The 19,133-nt window shown below is 59.5% G+C and carries 14 protein-coding genes and 2 pseudogenes; 14 read left to right on the top strand and 2 right to left on the bottom strand.

The genetic code is table 11. The annotated features are described in order from the left end of the window. Positions 1-78: 78 nt before the first annotated feature. Complete coding sequence (locus tag PZN02_RS29380; protein WP_280663571.1) at positions 79-1,443, top strand: aminotransferase family protein; 1,365 nt, start codon at positions 79-81, stop codon at positions 1,441-1,443. 127 nt (positions 1,444-1,570) lie between these two features. Continuing rightward, positions 1,571-1,720: pseudogene (locus PZN02_RS32315) on the top strand (ISAzo13 family transposase); the annotation flags it as partial. A gap of 21 nt (positions 1,721-1,741) precedes the next feature. Here PZN02_RS32315 and PZN02_RS29375 read toward each other — a convergent pair. Together PZN02_RS29375 and PZN02_RS29370 are read right to left on the bottom strand one after the other, a co-directional pair. Further along, the gene (locus PZN02_RS29375) at positions 1,742-1,873 is read right to left on the bottom strand and encodes a hypothetical protein (protein WP_280663570.1); all 132 of its coding nucleotides are present in this window, start codon (positions 1,871-1,873) and stop codon (positions 1,742-1,744) included. Positions 1,874-2,079: 206 nt separating this feature from the next. Next, positions 2,080-2,607: pseudogene (locus PZN02_RS29370) on the bottom strand (transposase); the annotation flags it as partial. Between the two features lie 572 nt (positions 2,608-3,179). On the opposite strand from PZN02_RS29370, the gene PZN02_RS29365 reads away from it, so the two are divergent. From PZN02_RS29365 to PZN02_RS29305, 12 genes are all read left to right on the top strand, one after another. Continuing rightward, the gene (locus PZN02_RS29365; protein ID WP_425336388.1) at positions 3,180-3,569 is read left to right on the top strand and encodes an SDR family oxidoreductase; all 390 of its coding nucleotides are present in this window, start codon (positions 3,180-3,182) and stop codon (positions 3,567-3,569) included. Positions 3,570-3,670: 101 nt separating this feature from the next. Next, positions 3,671-6,025 carry a penicillin acylase family protein gene (locus PZN02_RS29360; protein WP_280663568.1) on the top strand — a complete coding sequence of 785 codons (2,355 nt, stop codon included), beginning with the start codon at positions 3,671-3,673 and terminating at the stop codon, positions 6,023-6,025. A gap of 132 nt (positions 6,026-6,157) precedes the next feature. Continuing rightward, a complete protein-coding gene (locus PZN02_RS29355; RefSeq protein ID WP_280663567.1) occupies positions 6,158-7,756 on the top strand; it encodes an ABC transporter substrate-binding protein in 1,599 nt (532 codons plus the stop codon). Positions 7,757-8,029: 273 nt separating this feature from the next. Then, positions 8,030-9,553, top strand: coding sequence for an amidase (locus tag PZN02_RS29345; protein ID WP_280663566.1), 1,524 nt, complete (start codon positions 8,030-8,032; stop codon positions 9,551-9,553). A 496-nt stretch (positions 9,554-10,049) separates the two neighbouring features. Next, the gene (locus tag PZN02_RS29340; RefSeq protein WP_280663565.1) at positions 10,050-11,372 is read left to right on the top strand and encodes an aspartate aminotransferase family protein; all 1,323 of its coding nucleotides are present in this window, start codon (positions 10,050-10,052) and stop codon (positions 11,370-11,372) included. 83 nt (positions 11,373-11,455) lie between these two features. Next, complete coding sequence (locus tag PZN02_RS29335) at positions 11,456-12,961, top strand: M81 family metallopeptidase (RefSeq protein ID WP_280663564.1); 1,506 nt, start codon at positions 11,456-11,458, stop codon at positions 12,959-12,961. Positions 12,962-13,017: 56 nt separating this feature from the next. Beyond that, a complete protein-coding gene (locus tag PZN02_RS29330) occupies positions 13,018-14,616 on the top strand; it encodes an ABC transporter substrate-binding protein (RefSeq protein WP_280663563.1) in 1,599 nt (532 codons plus the stop codon). After that, positions 14,616-15,557 (top strand): ABC transporter permease, encoded by a 942-nt coding sequence (locus PZN02_RS29325; protein ID WP_280663562.1) that lies wholly within the window; start codon positions 14,616-14,618, stop codon positions 15,555-15,557. Before PZN02_RS29330 ends, PZN02_RS29325 begins: the two co-directional genes overlap by 1 nt. A gap of 1 nt (position 15,558) precedes the next feature. Beyond that, entirely contained in the window at positions 15,559-16,440 is an 882-nt protein-coding gene (locus PZN02_RS29320) for an ABC transporter permease (protein WP_280663561.1), read from the top strand. 22 nt (positions 16,441-16,462) lie between these two features. Next, on the top strand, positions 16,463-17,467 hold the full coding sequence (locus PZN02_RS29315; RefSeq protein ID WP_280663762.1) for an ABC transporter ATP-binding protein: 1,005 nt from the start codon (positions 16,463-16,465) through the stop codon (positions 17,465-17,467). Next, positions 17,464-18,540, top strand: a complete 1,077-nt coding sequence (locus PZN02_RS29310) for an ABC transporter ATP-binding protein (RefSeq protein ID WP_280663560.1) — start codon at positions 17,464-17,466, stop codon at positions 18,538-18,540. Before PZN02_RS29315 ends, PZN02_RS29310 begins: the two co-directional genes overlap by 4 nt. Before the next feature lie 279 nt (positions 18,541-18,819). Further along, on the top strand, positions 18,820-19,065 hold the full coding sequence (locus PZN02_RS29305) for a hypothetical protein (protein WP_280663559.1): 246 nt from the start codon (positions 18,820-18,822) through the stop codon (positions 19,063-19,065). Positions 19,066-19,133 lie beyond the last annotated feature (68 nt).

Below are 19,133 nucleotides of genomic sequence, written 5' to 3'. Positions count from 1 at the left end.
CCGCACGGTTGGTGCACCGTCGCGAACCATGCCGCGCCCCCTTCTTCACACCAACGGACCAATCAAATGAGGTTGCTCATGTCCACTCAGGTTATCGTTCAACCGAAACCCGTTCAGAATGCATTCGACAGGTTCTACGCCGGCTCACGCGGAGCCCCCGGAACGTTCAAGGTGTCGCATGGGAAGGGTATCTTCTTCTGGGATACCAACGGCAAGCGCTATCTCGAGGGTTCATCCGGCGCGCTCGTTGTCAATCTCGGCCATGGGAACGCGCGTGTCCGCGATGCGATGATCGACCAGGCCAATCGCATCAGCTATTCCGCGTTTTGCAGTGAATCAACCGATACGCTCTGCAAGATGATCGCGGACCTCGCGGGCCCAGGGTTCGATCAGGCTTTTCCCGTTTCCGGCGGTTCGGAAGCAGTCGAATCTGCCATCAAGCTCGCGCGCCAATACGCCGTGGCCAGCGGACAGCCGAAGCGCTGGAAAATCCTTGCGCGCATGCCAGGATATCACGGCGCGACACTTGGCGCCGCTGCTGTCACCGGCGATCCGGACCGGGACGAGATGTTCGGCCCGATCATGCAGATAATGCCCAAGGTGCCAGCGCCACTGAGCTATCGCCTCCCTGAAGGCTTCGACGTTAGTTCCTATGCCGACTACTGCGCGGACGCGCTCGAACAGCAGATCCTTGCGGAAGGCGAGGAGACGGTGCTCGCCTTCATCATGGAGCCGGTCGGCGGTGTCGCGACCGGCGCGTTGGTTGCGCCGGATAATTATTATTCCAAAGTCCGGGAGATTTGCGATCGCTATGGCGTTTTGCTGATCTTCGATGAGGTGATGTGTGGCGCCGGCCGAACCGGAACCTTCCTCGCCGCTCATCATTGGCCGAACGCTCTGCCCGACCTCGTCGTCTGCGCCAAAGGCTTGGCCGCCGGTTATACGCCACTTGGCGCCATGATCGCCCCCAACAGGATCGTGGACAAGGTCGCCGAGTCCGGCGGTTTCTTGCACGGCCACACCTATGCCGGGAATCCCCTCTCCTCGGCAATTGGTGTCGCGGTTCTCAAGGAGATGCTCGACCAAGATCTGATGGGCAATGCCACGCGGATGGGCGTTGTGTTGCGCCGAAAGCTCCACGCACTGAAGGATCGGAGCACCACCGTCGGCGACGTGCGGGGAATAGGCCTGATGAACGCGGTGGAGATCGTTGAGGACCAGGCAACCAAGGCGATTTTCCCCGCAGCCAAGAAGGCGTCCTATCGCGTTTCGGAGATCGCCCGCGAACTCGGGCTGCATCTCTACGCGCGCCGCACCGCCAGCGGAAAGTTCGGGGAATGGTTTATGGCAGCTCCTCCGCTCATCATAACCGAGCCGGAAATCGATCTCTTCATGGAGCTTCTCACCGAGACGTTCCGGGTTTTTGAGAGCGAGGACCGATGAGGCGGGCGCGCGTCCAACCCAAGGACACTCCGAGCAATTGATTGAATCCGAGATTGTTGCGGGTGCGTCTGATTGACTCATGCGGTTGGGGAATTCCCCGGCATGGCAGATAGCCTATCTCGGAAGCATGATCGACGAGGATGGCGTCAGATACCGCTGGGAGACCGTGGGGCGCAAGCTTGATGAGCGCCGCTGTTCGCTGCGACCGAGGCGAGCACGGCGGGCTGGGCGCTCGACGATCAATCGCGGGCAGGTCCGGCGTGTTGGCGGCGGGCGCTAGGCGGGGAGCGTACTAGATTTAGCAGGCTGTTGAAGAAGTCTCCGGTTTGGCCTTGAGTATGGCCTCGTCGCCGTTGTGGTATGCGAAAGTGATCTCGATCGTGCCATCGTCGAGCAATTCGGCATGTCCGTCACCGGAGACCTCGTCCATGTCAGCGCATCCGGCCTATGTGGAGACCACGGACGTGCTGTAGCCGAGATCGAGGTCCGCTTGCACCGCACCGAAGGCGATCTCGCCATGAACGTTAGCCCGATGGTGATTGTGGCGGGCTCGACAAGGTCGAGATAATCCCGATCCCACAGATCGCCCTCGACGGTTCGCCAGCGGCCAAATCAGGCGGCAATTCGAGGTCGCGTTCATGACAGCACCGCTATCAGTTTCGGTAACCGCACCAGATCATAGGCCGCGCCCGAGAAGGTGAAGGCCGATCCGACGCGATCGCTCCCACGAAACTAGTCTTGTCCTGCCCCGCAACGGTCTTGATCCAACCGAATGCCCCTCGATGCGCTTGCGGATGCGCAAGCTGAGCCCATAGCCGGAATGGCGCGTCGTGCGCCCGTCGATGGCCGAGCGGCGACCATTGATGTTCTGCGCCACATGGGGCGTCACCTCCATCGACCGCAAATCTTTGACGAAGTCCTTTGTGTCACAGGCCCTGTCGGCACCCAGCGTGGTCGCTCATGGCGGTCGGCGAAGGGTTCGTCATGTGCAGCGCCGCGACCCGTTTGGCAGATCCGCTAGCCTCAGTCATGCAGGCATCGACCAGCAGGCTTGGCGGTTTTCCATCAGCCCCCCATGAAGCACAGCTTGGCCTCCTTGCCTTTGCCCTTCATATAAAGTCTAGCGTCTGGGTCGGTCGTTGAAGCATGCGTCTCGTTGGAACGCGAAAAGGCCGAGCATGCTGCAGCCATTCGAGCCCCAGATTCGAGCATGGCTTGCGGCCGGATCGGCGCTCTCGACAGCCTCGGTCCTGCAGCGTCTAAGGGCGCCGATCCGTCACGCTTCACGGAGGAATGCCTGCGGATGGTGCAAATGGCCGTCAATGCTCGGCGGATGGAAATGCCCGGTCAGATCATACTCAATGGCGACTGGATGAAATGCGCGCCAGTATCTCAGTGCCCTCTACTTCAGTAACATTCTTGGGTGAGGCAATAGGAGGGGTCAATTCCTCGTTTCGCTTGACAGTCTGTCTAGGAGTGCCCGGGGACATTGCCAATCTAGTCGTGAGGGAGTGCCCCCAATCATAACTCTTCACCTTCTGGAATAACTCGCGTTACTTGCGTGCCGACGGCGATCCCGATTAGATCCGTCAGGTAGGCTGGACGGCCTGGAGGTCACTGGAGGTCCTTGTGTGCAATGCCGGGTAATCACCGAAACGCAGCCGTCAACGTCTGCCATTCGATGCAATTTCGCTGGAGGAGAGGAACGAGATCTTGGTAGTAAATCTCACAGCCGCATGCTCTGCTGCCAGTTGGCTGCACCGACCATGGCCGCCCGAGACTCGATCGGGGAAAGGGCATTACGAAAAATCGCGGGCACAAGCTACGTCGCGTCGAAGGCAGCGCTTGCAGGTTTGGCCCGATCGGTCGTCGCCCCAAAAGACATCATGTTCAATACCGAGGCACTCGGGCGCATTCTAACCGAGACGGCCAGTCCACCGGACCGGACCGCCCCCGTAACCAGGCCCGCGCTGTCACGGCTTTCGTCCGGTCGTCTAGGGCGCCCTCAGGACGTCGGCGGCGAACCGGCGTTTCTTGCCTCTGATCAAGCCAGCTTCGTCAATGACGCGATCACCGACGCCAACGGCGGCGAGTTTGTTGCCGTCGGATCTCTCCCCATAACTTGAGAACTTGCAAAACCCGGTCCTGATTGGCCGCAGGAGTCATGAGGTGGCGCTGGTTGCCAGGCCTGAATGTAGACAAACCACGCGATGAACAGAGTACTGCCATGACCGATACGCCTGCGAACGAAACCATCCGGCTGGCCGGCCTCGAGGCCGAGGCCGAGATCCGCATCGACCACTGGGGCATTGCGCATATCAGGGCGGCAAGCGAACAGGACCTGTTCTTGGTGCAGGGGTTCAACGCCGCCCGTGACCGGCTCTGGCAGCTCGATCTGTGGCGCAAGCGTGGCCTCGGCCTCCTCGCCGGAGATTTCGGCCCCGGCTACCTGGCCCAAGACCATGCCGCCCGGCAATTCCTCTACCGCGGCGACCTGGGTCCGGAATGGACAGCCTACGCGCCGGATACTGAAGCGATTTGCACTGCATTCACCGCCGGCATCAATGCCTATGTCGTGCTCTGCGAAGCGGAGCCCGGTCGCCTGCCGCCGGAGTTCGCCGTCTTCGGCACCAGGCCGGCCCGGTGGCAGCCTTCCGATGTTGTCCGCATCCGCACGCACGCGCTGATCGGTAACGGGCTGTCGGAGATCCTGCGCGCCAACATCATGGCGCTGGCTGATGCAGAGACGGACCTGCTGCGCTGCGAGATCAACCCGCCGGTCCAACCGAAGGCGGCCGCAGGCATTTCGCTGGCCGACATTCCGCTTGCCGCAACGCGCCTCTACAAGCTCGCGACCGCGCCGGTCACCTTCGACAAGGCTCGCCTTGCCGCAACCTTGGACGATATCTGGAAGTGGACCGAGGTGACCGATCTCGGCGACGTCGTCCAGGCAAAGATGGAGGAGGGCTCCAACAACTGGGCCGTCCATGGCTCCCGAACCGAAAGCGGCCGGCCGATCCTGGCGAGCGATCCCCACCGGAGGCATGCCGTGCCATCGCTACGTTACCTCGTGCACTTGGAAGCTCCGGGCCTGAATGTAATAGGCGCGGGCGAGCCGACCGCGCCGGGCGTCTCCCTCGGCCACAATGAGAAGATCGCCTTCGGTCTCACGATCTTCGGGGCAGACCAGGAGGACATATACGTCTACGAGACGAAGGGCGGCGATCCGGATTCCTACCGCTATGGCGATCTGTGGGAGAAGATTGCCCGCATCGAAGAGGCCTTTCCGGTCAAGGGCTTTGCCGACCAGACGCTGACGCTCTCCTTCACCCGACACGGTCCGATCCTCTACGAGAATTCAGAGAAGCGGCTGGTGATCGCGATACGCTCCGTCTGGCTGTCGCCGGGCGCGGCCGCCTATCTCGGCAGTCTGTCCTACATGCGCAGCAACTCGGTAATGGGGTTTTCCGAAACGCTTTCCCATTGGGGCACGCCTCCGGTCAACCATGTCAGCGCCGATCTGGAGGGCAATATCGGCTGGTTCACGGCCGGTTTCACGCCTGTCCGCCGCAACTGGGAAGGCCTCTTGCCCGTGCCCGGCCACGGCAGCCATGAATGGGACGGTTTCCTGCCGGCCGATCAGCTTCCGCGCAAATACAATCCGGCCGAAGGTTTCGTGGCTTCCGCAAACGAGATGAACCTACCAGCAGACAGCGATCCGAAAGCCCCGTCGATTGGCCATGAATGGACGGAAGGGAGCCGCGCCCGGCGCATCAGGTCTGTCCTCACCAGCGATCCCAAACACACGCTAAAAACGTCAATGGCGTTGCAGACGGACGTATACTCCCGGCCGGCTGTCGCCATCTGCGGCGTGCTTGAAAAAGTTGCGGGCCGGCAACCTTTGGACGATGTCCAGCAAAAGGCACTGGATCTGCTCAGGAATTGGCACCACCGGCTTGACGCCACGAGTGCCCCGGCGGCGCTATTCGAAGTCTGGTGGATGAAGCACCTCCGCCCGGCGCTTCTCGCAAGGTTCGCCCCGAATCCGACGGTGCGGCAGTTGCTGCTACCGGGCGATGTCGACCGGATGCTCTCCCTTCTGGCCGAGCCCGGGCTCCGATGGGACGAGGCCGAACGCGACGACATGCTGCTTTCGACGCTTTCAGCTGGTTTTGCCGATTGTGGCGCGCGGCTCGGCGCGGATCCGTTCGCCTGGCAATGGGGCAATCTGCACCGGGCGCTTTTCGAGCATGCCACCAGCCGCATCAGGCCGGAGAATGTCACGGAGTGGAATGTCGGTCCGCTCCCACTCGGCGGCAGCCGATCGACGCCCATGCTCGCCGGCTACCGGATGAGCGATTTCGGCGTCAACGTAGGGGCGTCCGTCCGACTCGTCATGGATGTCGGCGACTGGGACAACAGCATCTGCATCAACGCGCCCGGCCAGTCCGGCGACCCGCGCTCGGTCCATTACGGCGATCTCGCCGAAATGTGGTCTAAAGGAGAATACGTGCCGCTCGTCTACAGCAAAAAGCGCGTTGAGGCGGAGACTGTCCGCCGCATCGCCCTCCTGCCGGATTGAGCCGCGGACCGAGCGACGGCGCGTGAACGGGATATTCCCCTCCCGAAATCACCGCCCGGCAGCATTCTGCCGGCGCTCTTACAGGAGCGACTGGGAACTAACTTTTAAGAATGAACAAGAGAGGAACGGAGCATGACAATCACTAGACGCGAGATTCTCAAGACAGGTTTGGCCGCCGGAACGGCGTTATCAATACCGACAATCCTTCGGGCGCAGACATCACAGGCGGACACGCGGACGGTCCGGATGGTGACGCCGGACCTCACGGTCTTCGATCCTATTTTATCGAGGACTACCGTCACACGCACGCATGCTTTAGCGATTTACGACACTCTTTTCGAACTCGATTCCAAACGGATTCTGCGTCCGCAAATGGTGGAAAAGTGGGGCGTTTCCGAGGACAAGAAGACCTATACTTTCGAGCTCCGCGATGGCCTCAACTTCCACGACGGGGGGGCCGTCACTGCGGCGGACTGTGTGGCCTCGATACGACGTTGGGGCCAGGTGGACGCCGGTGGAAAACTGATCATGGCCAGGGCCAAGGATATCTCGAAAAAGGACGAGAAGACCTTCGCAATCAATCTTAAGGAGCCATTGGGGAATCTAATTAATATGCTGGTGGAGGGGAATTACCTACCGATCATGCGGGAGAAAGATGCAGATCGTCCCGCTACCGAGCAGGTGACCGAGAATGTCGGATCCGGGCCATTCAAGTTCAATGACGCTCTAGCCAAGCCGGGCGCAAGCTTCACCTACGACCGCAATGAAAAGTATGTACCATGCAATGAGCCGTCTGACGGATTCGCCGGCGGAAAGGTCGTCAAGGTTGATCGCGTCGTCTGGCAGAATATCGCCGATCCACAGACTGCCGTTGCGGCGCTCCAAGCGGGAGAGGTCGATTTCGTTGAAGAACCGCCAGCCGATCTTTATCCGCTGATCGAAAGCGATCCCAATCTGGAACTCCAGGTTCTAAACAAGCGGGGTAGTACAATGTTCGTGCGCATGAATTTTCTGCAGCCGCCGTTCAACAATGTCAAAGCGCGCCGGGCGATGCTTCACCTGATCGACCAGGAGACCTTCTTGCGCGTCATGTACCCCGACCCGAGATACACCGAAACCGAGCTTTCGATCTTTGGCAACAGTCCCCTCTATTCCAATGACGAGAATACGGGATGGTACAAGAAGGGCGGCGACCCTGAAAGAGCCAAACAGCTCTTCCAGGAAGGCGGATATGCCGGCGAGAAAATCGTCATCCTCCAACCCACGGACTGGCCCGAGGCCAGCAATGCATCGCAGCTTCTGGCGGACATGCTGCGCAAGATCGGGTGCAACGCCGAACTTGCGCCGATGTCCTATAGTGAGCTTACCAAGCGTCGGGCGAACAAGGGCTCAATCGAGGATGGCGGCTGGAACATCTTCATCTCTGATTACTCTGGAGCCAGCCCGATCAGCAATCCCTTCTTGCTCGCAAATGGGGAACAAGCGTGGTGGGGCTGGCCGAAGGACGACGACTACGAGGCGCTCCGGGCCAAATGGATAGAGGTCGAAACACTCGAGGAGCGCCAGGCACTCGCCCGAGAAATGCAAAAAGTATGGTGGGACTTCGTCGGCGGCGTCCTGCTGGGGCGCGCTATCCGGCCAACTGCCCACCGCAAGGCGCTTACCGGCCTCATCGAGATCCCCATAGGCAGCGCTTTTGCGATGTGGGACATGCAGAAAGCTTCCGCCTAATGGCTGCCCACATCCTTCGCAGGATGTCTCGATCATCGCCGTTATGGCGATGGTTGGCATTTTCGTGTTCTTGTTCGTGGGGCTCGCGCCCGGCGACCAGGCGGTCATGATCGCTGCCAGATCGGATGGTCGCCTGCATCCGCGAGCAATTAAGATTGGATGATCCTTTGCCGGTTCAGTTTATAGGTCGCCTCGGCGACATGCTTGGTGGCGATTTTCAGGACCTCGATCTTACACATGTGATCGATTCAAGACTTCAGAAAGAGGCACAGTATGACCAGCTTCACGAACCCCTCAAGCATGCAGGCGGGCGTGTCGGACGACCCCGTAGCACTCCTCCAGTACCGGCGGGGCGGAGATTCACGGCCTGCGTACCTTCGCGAGCTCGTGTTGTATGACGCGCGGCGTCTGTCGGGGGTCGTCAAGAGACGGGAGGTCTCGTGCGTCGAGGTAATGGAGACATTCCTGGATCACATCGAGGAACACAACCATAGCGTCAACGCGATTGTCGAGCTACGGGGACGATCTGAGCTGTTGGCCGAGGCGGCTCAACGTGACCAGCAATTGCAGCGCGGGGAGTACCTCGGCTGGATGCATGGCTTCCCGCATGCGGCGAAGGCCTCCGCAAAGGGCCTAAGGGAGACTTGGGGCTCACCGATCTACAAGAACCAGATCGCCACTACCGACGATCTGTTAGTCAAGCGGATCAAAGACGCTGGGGCGATCGTCATCGGCAAGACCAACATGCCGGAGTTCGGGCTCGGGTCGCAGACTTATAACCTCTTATACGGCGCGACCGCGACACCCTACGACACCAACCGGACTGCAGGCGGCAGCAGTGGTGGTGCCGCCTCGGCTCTGGCGTTGCGCATGGTTCCGGTGGCCGATGGCGGCGACCACATGGGCTCGCTGCGCAACCCAGCGGCGTTCTGCAACGTGGTCGGGTTCCGACCCTCATGGGGCCGGATACCGAGCCCCGGCTTTGTCGCTCGGGGCAGTGTGAGCGGCCCGATGGGGCGCTGTGTGGCAGACGTGGCGATGCTGCTCGCGACGATGGCCGGGCCCGACCCGAGCGCCCCCCTGGCGATCGACGAAGACCCGGAAGTCTTCACCCAGACACTTGACCGCGACTTTCGGGGCACCCGGATCGCCTACGTCGACGACTGGGACGGCTATCTCGCCACCGAGCCGGGCATACTCGACCTGATCGAGTCCTCGTTCGGCGCATTCGAGCGGTTGGGCTGCACCGTAAAGCGGGCACTGCCGCAATATGACCCCGCCGAGATCTGGCAGCTGTTCCTGGTATGGCGGTGGTGGAGCATGACTAAGTACGCGTCGCTCTTAGACGACCCGGAAAAGCGCAAGCTGATGAAGCCCGAACTGATCTGGGAGATCGAGCACGGCCTGAAACTCTCCGCCCGAGATGTCACCGAGGCTGCCGAGGCACGGGTCGCCTGGTACCAGGCGGTGACCGCGATGTTCTATCAGTACGACTACGTGCTCGCTCCGAGCACGCAAGTGTTCCCATTCGATAAGCTCATCCACTGGCCGTCATCGATCGCCGGCCGCGAGATGGACACCTACCACCGCTGGATGGAGACCGTCGCACCCTGGTCGATGACCGGGCACCCAGTCGCCGCGATGCCGGTCGGTTTCGACGGCCGCGGGCTCCCGACGGGCGTGCAGATCATCGGCCGGCATCGCGGTGACCGGGCAGTCCTACAGCTGGCGCACGCCTTCGAAAAGCAAACGCGCTGGGTTGAGCGAGTCCCTCCGCCCGCGTTGCGCCAGAACTGACGAATGCGCGAAGGGCTCCGAAGCCATGTATCGTCCGCACAGGCGCCTGTCTCGATAGGAACGATCCGTTGCTTCACCACCAGGCCTCGGGCGGGCGTCCGCGGCCGCAGCGCGCCGTGGCTGTCATATACGTATCGGGATAGACCGTCAGGCTAAAGCGTGTCACGACGCGCACTGCGTCTCTGGATATTGCTACGCCAAAGGCCAATGGCGACTCGCCTTCTCTTCGGGGACCAATGTCTCCAGTTTATCTTGAGACATGGACGCCCATGTTGCTAACCGGAAGAATTTCAATGCCGGAAACCGGTCGGCTTTGATGGGGACTGCCGACTTCACGTCGGCATCCGCACCGATCTACGCTACCAATCCCATAATCAATCACCGCCGTGAATAACGATTCCGAATTTCAACAAGTCGTTCCACATGCCATCGATAGGCTCAAAGCATGATTATTCGCACGCGGGTTTGAAACAGAGGTAGGAGGGAGCCGTCTACGATGCTGCAGTCCGCAGAAACTCGGTCTAAGTTGGACGACGCCGTTGCGCATGAGCAGCGGATCTATGAAAGCTCGAATCCGACGAGCAGACGGAAGTTTGAAGCAGCCAAAGAGGTCCTGCCTGGCGGCAACACTCGGGGCTCGCTGTATTTCGATCCGTTCCCGCTTTTCTTCAGCTCTGCGCGATCCAGCAAGGTGACAGATGCAGACGGCCACGAATATTCAGATTTCGGAAATGACCTAACCGCCGCCCTCTTCGGCCATTCGAATGAAGCGATCGTGGCAGCGCTCCAAGCGGGGCTGGACAACGGAGTGAGTTACGGGGGCACACACGATCACGAGGTGGCGTTTGCCCGCGAGATCTGCCGTCGCTTTCAGTCTATCGAAAGAGTCCGATTCCTGACGTCTGGCACGGAAGCAAATGTTGCCGCGATACAACTTGCCAAGGCCGAAACAGGACGGTGCTTGGTACTGGGCTTCTTCGGCGGCTATCACGGTAACGTCTTAAACTGGCTGGAGCCCGAAAGTGAGATGAACGTGGATCGCGCGGATGTCCGCCTCGCGCGATACAATCACATCGAAACCGTCGAGCAGATCGTCCGGGAAGAGGGCGAAGACATCGCGGCCATTCTGGTCGAGCCGATCATGGGCAGCGCTGGCGGCTTCGTGGCCGACACGGCTTTCCTGCGCCGACTTCGCTCAATATGCGATGAGATCGGTGCGTTGCTGATATTTGACGAGGTGCAAACCGCCAGGTTTGCCGTCGGTGGTTACCAATCGATAGTCGATATCTCTCCGAACCTGACCATACTCGGCAAGTTCTTCGGCGGGGGGCTCAACTTCGGGGCTTTGGGTGGGGCTGCTAGGCATATGGACAGACTTGGCCCCACTCATGTGAGAGCGCTCTCGCATGGCGGCACTTTTAGCAACAACGTTCTGACCATGATCGCGGGATATGCTGCGCTAAAAGAGGTCCTCCTTGAGGAAAACGTCGATCGGCTGAATACCCGCTCCAACGAACTGCGCTCCGCTTTACTACGTCAAGCGAACAGCCGACGAGTGCCCCTGCAATTAGGCAGTTTTGGCTCCCTCATCTCGACGCATTTCCAAGCGGACATGCCGCGGGGCCCTGAGGATGTTCAGACCCCGCCGATCTTTCGAAAGCTGTTCCAGCTTTTTATGATCAACAACGGCATCTTCATCACCAGGCGCGGCCAGCTCACCCTGTCAATGGCCAATACCGAAGACGAGTACTTGGCGCTGGAGAATGCTTTTGGCGTCTTCCTGGACCGATATGGCGAGCTGACCGGTGCCTTTGGTTGACGGCCCAATAGGAGGTTCACTCCAGGATTGCCACATTCCGGCTACCTGCTTGCATACGATCCCATAAAACCCGGAGTAATCGAGTGCCAGAATTATCAAAACCTTATCGCATTCTTGTTGCCCGTTTCTGCCACGAATCCCACAGGCTGAACCCAAGGCCCACCGACGAGGAACTCTTCGTGGTGGAACGTGGCCACGATATTCTGCGAACGCCAGCTGGCGTGCTGAAGGGACTGACTGACACGCTCGCCGCCGCCGGCGCAAATATCGAGCCAGTTTTCTCGGCAAATGGAGGCGCCGGCGGCCTTGTCGATCATGATTTCTACGTGCGTATGCGTGAGGAACTTTTGGTTGCGGTTCGACGCATCAAGCCTGATGCAATCGGCCTGGACCTTCATGGCGCGATGGGCACGACGGAAACGCCGGATGCTGAGGGCGACCTTCTTCAAGCGCTTCGCCACGTCGTCGGCCCCAACGTGCCGATCGGCATCGGCCTAGACCTTCATGGCCATATCACGCCTCGCATGCTCGATAACACCGATATTTGTATCGCCTGTAAGGAAAACCCTCATTCGGACTTCGTCGAATGTGGGCAGAAAGTCGCAGAACTGCTGCTCGAGCAGCTTGAGGGACGGCTAAAGCCAGTCACGGTATCGGCGCGGGTACCCATGATCCTGCCCGGTGCGGCTGAAACCGGCTCCGGGCCGCTGGCCGAAATCCATGCAAAAGCACGCGAATACGCGGCCCAGCAACCATCGATCAAGGATATCTCGATCTATAACGTGTTCCGCTTTACCGATGATGACGAAATCGGCCAGGTTGTCACCATTCTGAGCGATGGCTCAGGTGCCGACACGCCTTCCATCGCGGTGGATCTTGCGACCCGCTTCTGGGTTGAACGCGAGCGTTTCAAGGACGACCTTCTGACGGTTGAGGAGGTCTTTGAGCGTGTGCGGAGTTCGCCGGATAAACGGCCATTTGCGATCGGCGATATGGGCGACCGGGTCGCTGCGGGCGCGCCGGGAGACGGCACGATTTTGCTTTCCGCAGCGCTCGATGGTTATCCAGAACTGAGCGGTGCAGTACCTATTACCGATCCCGTCGCAGCGGCTCAAGCTATAGAGGCTGGTGTAGGTGCTACCGTTAAATTGTCTGTCGGAGCGGGGTTCACGCCGGGGTTCACGCCTCGATTGATCACCGGGCGAGTTGAACACGTGAGCGATGGAAATTTTGTTGTGGCGGGTATTGTTGGCAGGGGCGACCCTAGTGCCATGGGACCAACCGCCGTTCTGAGGGTGGATGACCGCATCCAGGTGCTACTGACCACAAAGCCGGCCGACACTACCGATCCAGCTGCTTTTACAAGCCAGAACGTGGTTATCGAAGATCTTGATTTCATAATCGTGAAGTCAGGTTTCCACTTTGTTGCGAACTTCGATGGGCTAGCTACACCAGTGCTCGTGAACACTCCCGGCGTTGGCTACTACAGAAGAAATCAGTTCGACTACCAAAAAGCGCGCTTCTGGCCAGAACACGACATTGCCAATCCCGAAATCACCGCCCGTCAGCATTCTATCGGCACTTCCTAGATCGTAGCAACGCTTGGGATGAGCACTGAGAAATCGAAAAAGAGGAGGAACGAAGCATGACAATCACTAGACGCCAAATTCTCAAGACAGGTTTGGCCGCCGGAACGGCGTTATCAATGCCGACAATCCTTCGGGCGCAGACATCACCAGATGACGCCCGGACAGTGCGGATGGTGATGGCTGACCTCACGGTCTTCGATCCAATTCTATCGGGGGTCGACACCACACGCATGCATGGCTACGCGGTCTACGACACGCTATTTGCCATCGATTCCAAAGGAATCCCCCAGCCGCAAATGGTGAAAAAGTGGAGCGTTTCCGACGACAAGAAGACCTACACGTTCCAACTCCGCGAAGGCCTAACCTTCCATGATGGCAGCCCGGTGACCGCAGCGGACTGTGTGGCCTCGATACGACGCTGGGGCCAGGTGGACACTGGTGGAAAATTGATCATGGCCAGGGCCAAAGACATCTCGAAAGCAGATGACAGGACCTTCATGATCTCCCTCAAGGAGCCACTGGGGACGCTAATTAATATGCTTGTGGAGGGGCTTTTCCTCGCTGTCATGCGTGAGAAAGACGCGAGCCGCCCCGCTACCGAGCAGGTGACCTCGAATATCGGATCCGGGCCGTTCAAGTTCAATGAGGCTCTAGCCAAGCCTGGCGCAAGCTTCACCTACGACCGAAATGAACAATATGTACCCCGCCAGGAAGCGGCCGACGGGTTCGCCGGCGGAAAGGTAGCCAAGGTCGATCGAGCGGTCTGGCAAGTTATTTCCGATCAACAGACCGCCTTCGCGGCGCTCCAGGCGGGAGAGGTCGATTTCGTCTGGACGCCACCCGCCGATCTTTTCCCGGTGATTGAAAGTGATCCCAACCTTGAACTCCAGGTTCTATGTAAGGGAGGCACTATAATGTACCTGCGCATGAATTTTCTGCAGCCGCCATTCGACAACGTCAAGGCGCGCCAGGCGATGCTTCACTTGGTCGATCAGGAGGCGTTTATGCGCGTCGCGTATCCCGACCCAAGATTCTCCCAAACCGTGACTTCGATATTTGGAAATAATCCCCTCTATTCCAATGACGAGAATACGGGATGGTACAAGAAGGGTGGCGATCCTGAGAAGGCCAAGCAACTTTTCCAGGAAGCCGGATATGCCGGCGAGAAAATCGTCATCCTCCAACCCACAGATTGGGCGGAGGTAAGCGATGCTTCGCAGCTTCTGGCAGACATGCTGCGCAACATTGGAGTCAATGCTGAGCTTGCGCCGAGTGACTGGGGCGGGGTGGAAAGACGCCGTAAAAGCAAGGGACCGGTTGAGGACGGCGGCTGGAACATCCTCATCTCTGACTACAGCGGATACAATCCGACCAACACTCCCTTCTTGCTCGCGAATGGCGAAGATGCTTTTTATGGCTGGCCAAAGAACGATGAATACGAGGCCCTCCGGTCCAAATGGACAGAGGTTGAAACACTCGAGGAGCGCCAGGCACTAGCCCGAGAAATGCAAGGGATATGGTGGGACTTCGTCGGCGGCGTTCTGTTGGGGCACTCTGTCCAGCCGACGGCGCACCGGAAGTCGATTTCCGGCCTCCTTGAAGTGCCCGGCTCATACGGTTTCCCCATGTGGAACATGCAAAAGGTATCAGGCTGATGGCGGCCTACATCCTGCGCAGGATGGTCTCGACCATCGCCGTCATGGCGATGGTTGGGATTTTCGTGTTCCTGCTTCTCAGACTGGCACCAAGCGATCCCGCGGCCATGATTGCCGGCCGCGACGCGCCGGCTGAGGTAATCGCCGGCATTCGCGAACAACTGGGGTTGAACGATTCCCTGCCAGTACAGTTCATGCGTTGGGTGCGGGACATGCTCGGCGGCGATTTCGGCATCTCGATTTTCACTGGGCGACCGGTTGTCCAACTGATATCGCAGCGGCTTGAACCGACCCTTTCCCTGTCAATCCTGACGATGATCCTTTCGGTGTCAGTCGGGGTCTCTTTCGGCATCCTTGCCGCGTGGCGAACTGGCGGGCTTATCGATCGCCTCCTCGCGGCCTTTTCGGCACTTGGTTATTCCGTCCCAGTCTTTGTGATCGGCTATTTTCTCGTCTACTTCTTCGCCATCAGGACACACTGGCTACCGGTCCAGGGATATGTGCCGATCGGTGGCGGCCTAGGGCCATGGTTCGTGCATTTGGTCCTGCCCACCGTGGCTCTTAGTCTTGGCTACATTGCATTCATCGCGCGGGTCACGCGAGCCAGCATGCTCGAGGTTTTGTCGGAAGACTATATGCGAACGGCCGCTGCCAAGGGTGCGTCGTCTTATGCAATGCTTTTCCACCACGCCTTGAAGAATGCGGGCGTGCCGATCCTGACCGTCGTCGGGATAAGCTTCGCCTATATGATCGGCGGAGTGGTTCTCACGGAAACGGTGTTCAATATACCGGGTATCGGTCGTCTCGTGGTCGACGCGATCAACAACCGCGACTATCCCATTATTCAGAGCGTGCTCATCCTGACGTCAGGTCTGTACGTCCTCATCAATCTCACGGTCGATCTCGCCTACACGCTGATCGACCCGCGCATCCGGTACTGATATGACACTCCCCTCCGCAACACTTGAGACCACGCCGACGGCCACGCTGGGAGGCTCCGGTATTTACCGTCTGGCAAGGCAGCACCCACTGGTTGTGATCGGCGCTGGGATGCTGACACTCCTGATCGTTCTGGCACTCGCTGCCCCACTTTGCGCTGGGGATCCGGGAAACATGGATCCGTTCAAGCGCCTTCAGCCACCGTCCGCGGCGATGTGGTTTGGAAGCGACAATATGGGCCGTGATGTGTTTGCCCGAACGATTTTCGGCGCGCGGATCTCCGTCATGGTCGGTTTGCTGTCGGCGGCCTGCGCGGCCGTTGCCGGGCTTCTGATCGGCATTCTGGCTGGCTACAACCGCACGTTCGACAATATTGTCATGCGGGTCATGGACGGCCTGATGTCGATCCCGACAATTCTGCTGGCCATTGCACTCATTTCTCTAACAGGGTCAGGCATTGGCATCCTCATCGTCGCCATCGCGATCCCTGAGACGCCAGCCGTCGCGAGGCTGGTTCGTTCAGTGGTCCTCAGTGTTCGGGAGCGTCCCTATGTGGAGGCTGCGCTCTGCGGTGGTGCGCGCCTGCCAAAGGTGCTTTGGCGGCATATCCTCCCGAGCACCATTCCGGCACTGATGGTGCAGAGCGCCACTGTCTGTGCCAGCGCGATCCTGACGGAGGCGGGGTTGAGCTTCCTCGGAGTGGGCGTGCCGCCCGAAATCCCGAGCTGGGGCAATATGATCGCCAGTTCGCGCTTGTATCTTGCCATCGCTCCAATGACGATTTTCGCCCCCGGCATCTTGCTTGCCGTCACGGTTCTTTCGGTCAACCTGCTCGGGGATGGTTTGCGCGATATGTTCGATCCCCGCGCGAAGCGGAGGCGCTGAGATGCTGATGCATAAAGCTGACATGCAAATGCCTAAAACCGCGGCAGAAGAAATACTTCTCGATGTTCGAGACCTTGAGACGCACTTTTACGGCGAGGAAAGCGTCACCCGTGCCTTGGGTGGCGTCAGCTTCCAGGTGAAGAAGGGCGAAACGGTTGGCGTAGTCGGCGAATCCGGATGCGGAAAGAGCGTTACTGCCCTCTCGATCCTTCGTCTGCTTCCGAAGCAGACCGCCAGGACGGTTGCAGGTGAGGTCCGCTTTCACGGGCGCGACCTTCTTGAGTTGTCGGAGCGGGAGATGCGAAAGATCCGCGGTGACAAGATCGCCATGATCTTCCAGGATCCGATGACGAGTCTAAACCCGGTCTACACGGTTGGGCACCAAATCGCTGAAGCGGTGCAGATTCACACGGGAGCCTCGCGGTCAGCCGCGACGGCAAAGGCCGAAGAAATGCTGCGTATCGTCCGCATTGCGGACCCCGAGCGCCGCGTCAACAACTATCCACATGAGATGTCCGGCGGCATGCGCCAACGCGTCATGATCGCCATGGCTCTTGCCTGTTCACCGGAACTGTTGATTGCTGACGAGCCAACCACCGCCCTCGACGTTACGATCCAGGCGCAGATCCTTCGGCTGATCGTCGACCTGAAAGAGCGCATGGGAACCTCGGTGATGTTTATCACCCATGATTTGGGCGTCGTCGCCGAGACGTGCCAGCGTGTTATCGTCATGTATGCTGGCCGGATCGTCGAGCAAGCCAACGTCGCGGATTTGTTCGCCCGCCCCATGCATCCGTACACTCAGGCTCTGATGCGCTCGGTGCCTGACCGGCGGCACGGGCGACAGCGCCGTCTGCCTGAAATCCCCGGCATCGTACCTAACCTGCGTGAACCGATTATCGGGTGCAGCTTTGCGCCGCGTTGCCCGTTCGCGATCGACATTTGCCGCGAGAAGACGCCGGCTTTGCGCGACGTCGAATCGGGTCACGCCGCCGCATGCTGGCGCTCAGAGGAGATATGCGGATGAGCGGTTCATTGCTTAAAGTTGAAAATCTGACCAAGCATTATCCGCTTGGTGCAGGGTTCTTGAAGAAGCCGTCTTCTGTGGTGAGAGCGGTCGAGGATGTATCCTTTTCCGTTGAGGCGGGCGAAACGCTTTGCATTGTCGGGGAATCCGGCTGCGGCAAGTCGACTGTCGCGCGGCTATTGATGCGGCTCGTGGATCCGACCGGCGGACGCGTCCTGATCGACGGGGCCGATATTGCTGGCCTCACGAAGCACGAGCTTCGTGCCTGGCGTCGGCGGATGCAGATGGTGTTTCAGGACCCTTACTCATCGCTGAACCCGCGCCTTACCGCTGGACAGATCATTACTGAGCCCGCCGAGAATTTCGAGCGTCTCAACCGCAAGCAGCGCAACGCGCTTGCCGCGGACCTCCTCCAGAAGGTTGGAATGTCGCCCGAGATGATGCACAGGCGCCCGTCTGAGATGTCGGGTGGTCAGCGCCAGCGGCTCGGCATTGCGCGCGCCCTGTCGCTCAAGCCCTCACTCATCATTGCCGACGAGGCGGTCTCAGCCCTTGACGTCTCCGTACAGGCGCAGATTCTGAATCTGCTTGTGGATCTTCAGCAGCAGATGGGCATCGCCTTGGTCTTCATCTCGCACGACCTTGGCGTCGTGGAACATATCGCCCATCGCGTTGCCGTCATGTATCTGGGGCGAATTGTGGAACTGGCTACATGCGAGGCGCTGTTCGCCAAGCCGGTCCACCCCTACACCGAGGCGCTGATTGCGGCGGCACCCGTGCCGGATCCCACGCGGGTTCGGCTAGAGGCGCCGGTCGAGGGCGAGGTGCCGAGCCCGGTCAACCCGCCAAGGGGATGCGCGTTCCACCCGCGCTGCCCGTTGGCGGTTGAGCGCTGCCGCATCGAAGTTCCACCTTTGGTGCCGATAGCAGACGGGCGCGTCGTGGCCTGTCATGTACGCGCTCCGGCCACTTACGTTCCCGCAGCGGCCAGTTCTTCGCTTGCTCATGTGGCTGAGCCACAGACGTCTTCAGCCGATAGGACATCTCGAGCGCACCCCGGACACGAACACTGAACATCGTCCCAAGTACGGGAATAGGAAGAGATAAAGGAAGAAAGCAATTGAGCAACGATCATAGTTCCACTTTATGCGTCAGCGTGAGCGAGAATGGGGAATCCGTGAACTGCGGGACAAAGTGCACGAGGTGGCGCTTGCCGCCAAGACTCACGGTGGCGGGCTGGCCATCTGAATAGACTGGGAACGAGGCACGCTTACTGGGCCTTCGGACCTCGCAAGGACGGCATTGCGGTCGCATATTGAGCCCTCGCGCTTTGGTGTCTTCGGCAGCAAGTCATGAACAACACACTGATCTTGAAAGACCTTCAGAAGATCTACACCGACCCCGCATCTCCGTTGCACGTGCGGGACAACGAACTGGCGATCGAGAACATGAACCGATCGGTCGCCTCGGCGGTCAAAGCAGCCGACCTGATCGTCCAATGTGCGCCACGTTCATCGTGCCGATGGCAGCGAAGCGGGGTTTGCAACACAACCGCCCAATCAGGTGCAACGCAAATGGGTTCTATGACAACGACGTAGGAATGGAAGATGTCTGACAAATCATATGATAAAGCGGACACTGGGAAAAGATCCGGCATCTCGGGGCG

The organism is Sinorhizobium garamanticum (assembly GCF_029892065.1).
GTDB classification, from domain to species: Bacteria; Pseudomonadota; Alphaproteobacteria; order Rhizobiales; family Rhizobiaceae; genus Sinorhizobium; species Sinorhizobium garamanticum.
The sequence above is the reverse complement of the archived record's forward strand: the minus strand, read 5'-3'. Positions and strand labels throughout refer to the sequence as shown.

Coding starts and splice junctions, on each gene's coding strand:
- PZN02_RS29380 (WP_280663571.1), top strand. CDS start 79: ATGTCCACTCAGGTTATCGTTCAACCGAAACCCGTTCAGAATGCATTC.
- PZN02_RS29375 (WP_280663570.1), bottom strand. CDS start 1,873: ATGGACGAGGTCTCCGGTGACGGACATGCCGAATTGCTCGACGATGGC.
- PZN02_RS29365 (WP_425336388.1), top strand. CDS start 3,180: ATGCTCTGCTGCCAGTTGGCTGCACCGACCATGGCCGCCCGAGACTCG.
- PZN02_RS29360 (WP_280663568.1), top strand. CDS start 3,671: ATGACCGATACGCCTGCGAACGAAACCATCCGGCTGGCCGGCCTCGAG.
- PZN02_RS29355 (WP_280663567.1), top strand. CDS start 6,158: ATGACAATCACTAGACGCGAGATTCTCAAGACAGGTTTGGCCGCCGGA.
- PZN02_RS29345 (WP_280663566.1), top strand. CDS start 8,030: ATGACCAGCTTCACGAACCCCTCAAGCATGCAGGCGGGCGTGTCGGAC.
- PZN02_RS29340 (WP_280663565.1), top strand. CDS start 10,050: ATGCTGCAGTCCGCAGAAACTCGGTCTAAGTTGGACGACGCCGTTGCG.
- PZN02_RS29330 (WP_280663563.1), top strand. CDS start 13,018: ATGACAATCACTAGACGCCAAATTCTCAAGACAGGTTTGGCCGCCGGA.
- PZN02_RS29325 (WP_280663562.1), top strand. CDS start 14,616: ATGGCGGCCTACATCCTGCGCAGGATGGTCTCGACCATCGCCGTCATG.
- PZN02_RS29320 (WP_280663561.1), top strand. CDS start 15,559: ATGACACTCCCCTCCGCAACACTTGAGACCACGCCGACGGCCACGCTG.
- PZN02_RS29315 (WP_280663762.1), top strand. CDS start 16,463: ATGCAAATGCCTAAAACCGCGGCAGAAGAAATACTTCTCGATGTTCGA.
- PZN02_RS29310 (WP_280663560.1), top strand. CDS start 17,464: ATGAGCGGTTCATTGCTTAAAGTTGAAAATCTGACCAAGCATTATCCG.
- PZN02_RS29305 (WP_280663559.1), top strand. CDS start 18,820: ATGAACAACACACTGATCTTGAAAGACCTTCAGAAGATCTACACCGAC.